The sequence below is a fragment of the Alkalibacterium sp. m-11 genome (genome assembly GCF_054658155.1).
Window position 1 is genome coordinate 1 of sequence record NZ_BAAGIR010000097.1, and the last position, 7644, is coordinate 7644.

A 7644-nucleotide genomic window follows, 5' to 3' on the forward strand; every position below is an offset into this window, starting at 1 on the left:
AATAGAACACAAACAAAAATAATCAGTGCTACCTGTGTAAATGCCTTGAAATTTACCAGATAATCACTGATTATTTATTTTACCCATTTATAGCCCTTAAAAAGGGTTTCTTTTTCAGCACCCTCTCACTCGAGAGGGGGTTTTCAGTATTTAGTAAGTCATTAATTTAAAAATGTCATAGCCTTCAATTTTATCGCGACCTTTTAAATCAGCAAGTTCAATAAAGAATGCCGCACCGACAACTTCTCCACCCAGCTTTTCTACAAGTTCGATCGTTGCAGCTATGGTCCCTCCAGTAGCAAGCAGGTCGTCTGTGATCAGCACTTTTTGACCTGGTTTGATCGCATCTTTATGGAGCTGAAGGATATCATTGCCGTATTCAAGTCCGTAACTCACTTCGACAGTTTCTCTAGGCAACTTTCCTTTTTTACGGCAGGGTGCAAATCCAATTCCCAGTTCATTGGCAACAGGACAGCCGACGATGAACCCTCTGGCCTCAGGACCGACGATCATTTCGACCCCTTTTCCTTTAGCGTATTCAACGATCTGTCTGGTTGCTTCTCTGTAAGCTTCACCATCGGCCATCAGTGGAGAAATATCTCTAAACACAATCCCCCCTTCAGGAAAGTCAGGTACATCAGCAATATATTGTTTAAAATCCATTTATAATCCTCCGTTATGTTTACACATACTTAGTTTGTGTCATTTATGGCAGTCATCAATTCGTTAAAAGAGCTGTAAACCAATTTTTCTTCAACAGCAATCTGTTCCAGCCGTCTTTTATACGTCTTGGTGTCTTCCAGTTTTTTCGGGTCCGGATCGGCAACGACTCTCACCTTTCCATCCTCTATTGTAACAAATTCGTTCTCTAAAAACACCATTAACATGAATTTAGCGACTTCTTTATCGATGTTGAGCTTAGTCACCAGTTCCCTGGTGTCTTTTGACAGATCGACTGTTTCCTTTGTTCGCAGCCATTTATACAAAGATGAGAACGTTGAATGTTTCGGCATGCCTTTAAAATAGTACTCATTTGGAGAATAAAGATACAAGTAGAAAGACTGCTTCACATAATTCCTGTACACAGTCCGGAAAAGTTCGAGTTGGTCTGGAGTATCAACAACAATTATTTTAGTCGTTTTGCTGACCGAATATAACTCAGTGCTCATGTCCACCAACTGACAGGTAGCTTCTGGATGAATCTGTTCCTGCCACTTATTATATACTGCTTTCTGAAAGAATACATAATGGCCTTCAGAATCGAGGAACACTTCCGACTTTAAAGTTGACTGGCGTCTGTCGATGGCTATTTTTTCTCTGGATTTGAAGTCGACAGCCTGGATCTGAACCTTTCTGTTTCCATTCCATTCATTGATCGACACATATCCAGCAATATCTATTTCCGGCTGGGATTTGAACACTTCAAACCAGTCTGAAGCGCCAAATGCGATCATATCCATTTTAGTATCATTTTTAGTAACGAGCGATTTTAAGTGATCCTGATTCGCCCCTATCAAGCGAGCCCCTTCTGGGACGACAGAAGAAATATTAAATAGAGGTTTTCTGTTATCTTGGCCAAATGGTCTGAGCTGATCAAGTTCCGTAATCAGGTCGATGGACAGATCTTCCCATTCTGCCGTAACATCAATTGTCAGTTCAGTCTTCAGTGCCCTATCTCCCGCTAGATTCTTCGCACTTTTCTGGAGTGCGTCGTAGAAGGTTTCCAGATTGGTCAACTCAAGGCTGACACCACAGGCCATTTCGTGTCCACCAAAATTTCTCAGGAGATGACTGGTCTGCTGCATACAGTCGAACAGATTGAAACCGGACACGCTTCTACCTGAGCCTTTCATTATCCCAGTGTCCTGGTCAACAGAAAATATGAGAGCTGGTTTTCCAGTCTTTTCAGTCACTTTACTGGCCACGATACCCAGCACCCCTTGATGCCAATTCTCGTCTTTTAATACAATAACTTGATCATTTTGCTGTGCATCAACTCTAGATAATGCTTCGCCGGTAATTTGACTGACTATATTTTTTCTTTCACTATTTTTCTCCATCACTTTTCTACTTAGGTCCTCTGCTTTTTTCTCATCATATGTAGTGAGAAGGTCGACAACCATCGTGGCATCCCCTAAACGTCCTACGGCGTTGACAGGAGGAGCAAGCCTGAAGCCGATCGTTTCTTCATCAATGTCTTCCCTGGAGATTTCAGCTTGTTTTAATAGACTCTGAAGCCCAACTCTCTGGGTCTGTCTGATCAACTTCAAGCCGAAGTAAGCGAGCGCCCTGTTTTCATCAGTTAGAGACACTACATCTGCTATCGTTCCGATCATAGCCAGTTCGATCATTTCTTCGGGCAATTCTCCAAGAAGGGCGTGCGCTACTTTCAGACTGACACCGGCCCCTGCGAGTTCCTTAAACGGGTAACTGCCTTCAGGATGCTTAGGGTGTACAATGCTGTAAGCTTGTGGAAGATTTTCCGGGCATTCGTGGTGATCGGTTACGATGACATCGATCCCTAGTTCATTCGCTCTATTAATCGCATCGTGTCCAGCGATCCCATTGTCAACAGTCACGATCAGCTCAGTACCTTGTTCAACTAAGCGTTCAAATGCATTGATATTCGGGCCATACCCTTCAACAAACCGATTAGGAATAAAATAGTCGACATTCCCCCCGAGCATCTCGATCGCTTCATATAAAATAGTTGTGCTTGTAACTCCGTCCGCATCATAATCGCCATAAATTGTTATTTTCTGATGGAGCTCGATGGCTTTCTGAATCCGTTCAATTGTTCTGTCCATATCCTTCAGTTCAAAAGGATCATGAAACCATTCCGCTGTCGGCGTCATAAAGTGACTGATGTCTTCTTTAGTCGTCAGTCCTCTAGCCATACATAAGCGTATGAAAGTTTTTGACTGGTTCATTTCAGCAGCGAGATCTGAAATTGCCTGATCGTCACCGATTGTATTATTTCGCCATATTGTTTCTGCTAGCACTCGATTCACTCCTAGTCTGATTCACGTTCCTACATTATAACAGAAAAAAACAGACACAATAAAGGAAGTCTTTACTGCGTCTGTTTCATAATATTTCTATTAGTCTAAGATCTGAACGCCAATACCAATCAGACCTGGTCCAGTGTGGACACCCAGTGCTGGACTGACTTGATCAAAGAAGAACTGTTCATAATCAGGAAGCTTGGCCTTCAGCTCCTGTCTGATTGCTTCAGCTTCTTTTAGAGCAGTTCTCCCACCGTAAGCAACTGCCAGATTGTACTTTTTAGCTGTAGAAGCAAACTCTTCAACTAACTGAATAGTTTTGTTCACAGACTTCGCTTTACCTCTAACTTTAGCTACAGTGTGATAGATCCCATCTTCATTACACGTAATGATCGGTTTGAGGTTCATCATGCTTCCGAGAACTGATTGAACCAGACCGATTCGTCCGCCTTTCTGAAGGTACTCAAGTGTAGGCACATGAAAGAAAACTTTCGCTTTTTCAATGCCCTTCTGGAGATTAGCCTTGATTGTATCCCATTCTATATCTTTTGCGGCCTGAAGTGCTGCTTCCACAACAGAAAAACCTGCACCAATACCGATATTTTTAGTATCCAAAACAAATATTTCCAGCCCTTCGTACTGCTCAGCCACAATGCGGACCATGTTATTCGTTCCACTCAGTCCACTTGAAATCGTCACGGCAAGTACTTTTTCATATCCTTCTGCCTTGATTTCATCAAACATTCCTTTGATGATTTCTCCATCAGGAAGAGAAGTCTTTGGTATTTCTTCACTCATTCGGTCATAAACTTCTTCAGCGGTAATGTTTACTTTATCAACATATTCACCGTCTTCAAAAATGATCTTCAAAGGAATGACCTTGACATCATATGTCGTACGAATCTGTTCAGGTACATCTGAACCCGAGTCGGTTAATATAGCAATTTTTTGTTTATTCATTTTTCCCCTACCTTATCTATAATTCATCAGATTCATCAACAGTACTGTCTGATGCCCGCCTGCCTGAACGTGTTTTTCTGCCTGTCCGGGTCTGACTGTCTTTGGTTTTATCTTTTCTCTGATCTCTATAAACCTTTACAGTTGACAATAATGTCGCAATCAAAGCTCCGAGCAGCACTGATCCGAAAATGACAATAATGAGTGGCCATTCTACGGTAGCAAAGCCGAAGTTTATAGGAACTGGGTCAACATTAAGCACTGAAAGAAAAGCGATTGCAAAGAAGAGAACAATTGCCCCCACCATGCTCCATTGCCTTTTCATAAAGCTAATCTCCTTTCGGTTACCTCTTATTATTTTCTTAAGAATACCATAACTTCGAGAGATTTTCATTACAGGTGTTTATTTCCTGTTAAACATTGTACGGACAATCCTATCTCCAGTTTTTGGAAAAAGAGTGTAGACTTTGGATGCAGCATTTAACAGCCCTGGCATATTCACTTCTCTTTTTTGTCTGCCGATAGCTTTGATTGTCTTTGAAGCGACATAGTCAACTGGGAGGACAACTGTGCTGACATTCTTCAGATACTCCCCTTCGGGATCAAACTCATCAAAGTATTCAGTATCAACCGGCCCTGGATTGACAGTTGTCACGATAATATTGTGATCCTTCAGTTCCAGGCGAAGGGTATTGCTGAATCCAATAACCGCAAATTTTGTAGCTGAATAGACAGCCGATTTAGGTGTTGCAACTTTGCCGGCAATAGATGCGACGTTGATGATCTGACCGGACTGGTACTGAACCATGTGTTTCCCAACGAGCTGAGACATAAGCATGAGACCCAGGACATTGACCTTGAACATGTTTTCAACTCTGGAGAAGTCATAATCAAGAAACGTTTCTGTATGACCAAATCCGGCATTGTTTATCAGCACATCAATTTTCCCGATCTTATCTGTGACATGCGCTACGGCTCTTTGAACTGCATCGGTATCAGCCACATCAAGTGGATAGACAAGAGCCTGCGAACCATACTTATTTCTGATGTCTTCTTTGATCTGCTTAAGTTTATCCGTTCGTCTTGCACTTAGAATCAGAACAGCTCCTTTTTCAGCCAGCTGATAGGCCAGTTCCTCTCCTATACCTGAGGATGCGCCTGTGATCCATATCACTTTGTCTTTAACTCTATCCATTGATCTCCACTTCTCTCTTAATAGGTATAGTTACTTCTGCCAGGTCGTTCATAACATAAGATTCCGGGAAGTAGCGGCGTGCTTCTTTTTCCATCTCCTTGCTGTCAGCATACAGATACCGTGCACTGATATGTGTCAGAAGCAGCTTTTCAGCCCCGGCTTCAAGAGCAGTTCGGGCTGCATCAATATTGGTGGAGTGGTTGTAGCTTCTAGCCAGACCCTGGTCATCTCCTTTGAATGTACTTTCGTGAACGAGTACATCTGCCCCGCGTGCGAGTTCAACACTGTTCTGGGTTTTCAAAGTATCTCCTAGAATCGTGACCACTCTTCCTTTCTGACTTGGACCGATGAAGGCCTTGCCATCCAGCACACGACCGTCATCCAGCGTAACTGTTTTTCCTTGTTTAAGCTGACCAAACAGGGGCCCGAACGGCACCCCAAGTTCTTTCAGCTCTTCAGCCATCAGTTCCCCTTCACGGTCTTTCTCCTGAATTCTGAATCCGTATGAGGGAATGCCATGACGCAGCCTTTTGACAGTAACTATGAACTGGCTGTTTTCAAACAGCTTGCCTTCTTCAGTAAATTCTACATAGTCGATCGGGTACTTCACGTGAGATTGAGACAATTTCATAGACATTGAGACATATTGTCTGATCCCCGGTGGACCATATATGGTTAGAGGTGTATCGCCTCCTTGGAACGCTCTGCTGCTCAGAAGTCCCGGAAGACCAAAGATATGATCCCCATGCATATGAGTGATGAAAATCTTGTCGATTTTTCTCGGTTTAACAGAGGTCTTCAGAATCTGATGCTGTGTTGCCTCCCCGCAGTCAAAAAGCCAGATGCTGTTAAGCTCATCTAACAGTTTCAATGCGATGCTGGAAACATTCCGGTGTTTGGCCGGCACTCCAGATCCTGTCCCTAAAAATACTAAATCCATATAACTATCCTTTACAGTTTTATTCTACAAATTCAAACTCAAAGTTATCAAGTCTGACTGTATCTCCATTTTTAGCTCCTTTATCTCTAAGAGCTTCATCAATCCCCATACCTCTCAGCTGCCTTGAAAATCTCATGACAGACTCATCGAACTGGAAGTTTGTCATCTGATACAGTTTTTCAACCTTGTCTCCGGAAATGACCCATGTGCCATCCGAATCTCTTGTAATCATAAACTCTCTGTTTTCTGGAGTGAATTTATAGAGTACACGTTCTTCTTCCCCTGTCTCCTCTTCATAAAGAGGGAATTCAGGAGCTGTTTCAAGCAGGTCAGCTGTCCGGCTCATCACTTGGTTGAGTCCTTTTCGGGTAAGAGCTGAAATTTCAAAAATTTCTACTTCTTCCCCGGACTTTTCCATTTCTTCTCTGAACGTCTTCAAATTCTCTTCAGAATCAGGCATATCCATTTTATTGGCTACAACTAACTGAGGTCTCTCTCTTAATTTCAAGTCATACTGCTCGAGTTCTTTATTTATCGTATAGTAGTCATCGACCGGGTCACGCCCTTCAACGCCACTCATATCTATAACATGAAGCAGGACTCGCGTTCTTTCGATGTGTCTCAGAAACTCGATCCCTAAGCCTACACCTTGAGAAGCCCCTTCGATGAGTCCCGGCATATCTGCCAGTACAAAACTTCGTCCATCATCTGACTGTACCATCCCAAGATTTGGGACTAGTGTGGTAAAATGATAGGCTCCGATTTTTGGACGAGCTTGAGAGACAACACTTAATAAAGTGGATTTCCCTACAGATGGAAATCCAACTAGACCAACGTCCGCCAGTACTTTCAGTTCCAGTTCGATTTCTTTTTCGTCACCAGGCTCACCATTTTCGGCAATTTCCGGTGCAGGGTTTCTAGGTGACGCAAAACGAATATTTCCTCGTCCACCGCGTCCGCCTTTTGCTACCACTGCTTTCTGACCGTGTTCGACCAGATCTGCGAGCATCTGCCCAGTTTCGGCATCTTTAACAACTGTTCCAGGTGGAACTTTTACAAACAAAGCCTTTGCTCCTCGGCCGTGCATGCCTTTCGACATACCGTTTTCACCGTGCTCAGCTCTGAAATGACGATTGTATCTGAAATCCATCAGGGTTCTCAGACCCTCATCTACTACGAAGATAACGTCTCCACCAGTACCTCCGTCTCCACCAGCAGGGCCCCCATCGGGAACATATTTTTCTCTACGGAATGCCACCATTCCATTTCCGCCGTTTCCAGCCTTTACATTAACTTTAACCTGATCTAAAAACATTGACACGCTTAACCCTTCTTTCTCCATTACGCACTGGCTTATCTCTTTTATTTTACACTAATTTTCGTATGATATCTAATGACATGGCGACTATTTAATAATTTGAATCGAGTAGGAGGTAAATAATTAATTTATTTACCGTCCTCTCACACCACCGTGCGTACGGTTCCGTACACGGCGGTTCAATAATTTAAATATCTCTATCGCTCGTACAAATGGATTAAATCTCTTA

Annotated in this window: 7 protein-coding genes; all 7 read right to left on the bottom strand. The window is 42.9% G+C overall.

Annotation, left to right across the window (positions count from 1 at the left end):
* Positions 1-150 precede the first annotated feature (150 nt).
* The 7 genes from ACYQ2O_RS09235 to obgE all read right to left on the bottom strand — a co-directional run bounded on the left by ACYQ2O_RS09235 (position 151) and on the right by obgE (position 7412).
* Positions 151-663: an adenine phosphoribosyltransferase gene (locus tag ACYQ2O_RS09235; protein ID WP_346024041.1), complete on the bottom strand. Its 513-nt coding sequence runs from the start codon at positions 661-663 to the stop codon at positions 151-153.
* A 29-nt stretch (positions 664-692) separates the two neighbouring features.
* Entirely contained in the window at positions 693-3002 is a 2310-nt protein-coding gene (recJ, locus tag ACYQ2O_RS09240) for a single-stranded-DNA-specific exonuclease RecJ (protein ID WP_346024042.1), read from the bottom strand.
* Between the two features lie 99 nt (positions 3003-3101).
* Positions 3102-3965: a DegV family protein gene (locus tag ACYQ2O_RS09245; RefSeq protein ID WP_091264514.1), complete on the bottom strand. Its 864-nt coding sequence runs from the start codon at positions 3963-3965 to the stop codon at positions 3102-3104.
* 16 nt (positions 3966-3981) lie between these two features.
* The gene (locus tag ACYQ2O_RS09250; protein WP_459796476.1) at positions 3982-4287 is read right to left on the bottom strand and encodes a LapA family protein; all 306 of its coding nucleotides are present in this window, start codon (positions 4285-4287) and stop codon (positions 3982-3984) included.
* 78 nt (positions 4288-4365) lie between these two features.
* Complete coding sequence (locus ACYQ2O_RS09255; protein ID WP_346024576.1) at positions 4366-5157, bottom strand: SDR family NAD(P)-dependent oxidoreductase; 792 nt, start codon at positions 5155-5157, stop codon at positions 4366-4368.
* Positions 5150-6097: a ribonuclease Z gene (gene rnz, locus ACYQ2O_RS09260; protein WP_346024575.1), complete on the bottom strand. Its 948-nt coding sequence runs from the start codon at positions 6095-6097 to the stop codon at positions 5150-5152. Before rnz ends, ACYQ2O_RS09255 begins: the two co-directional genes overlap by 8 nt.
* A 19-nt stretch (positions 6098-6116) precedes the next feature.
* Complete coding sequence (gene obgE / locus ACYQ2O_RS09265; protein WP_346024578.1) at positions 6117-7412, bottom strand: GTPase ObgE; 1296 nt, start codon at positions 7410-7412, stop codon at positions 6117-6119.
* Positions 7413-7644: the final 232 nt, after the last annotated feature.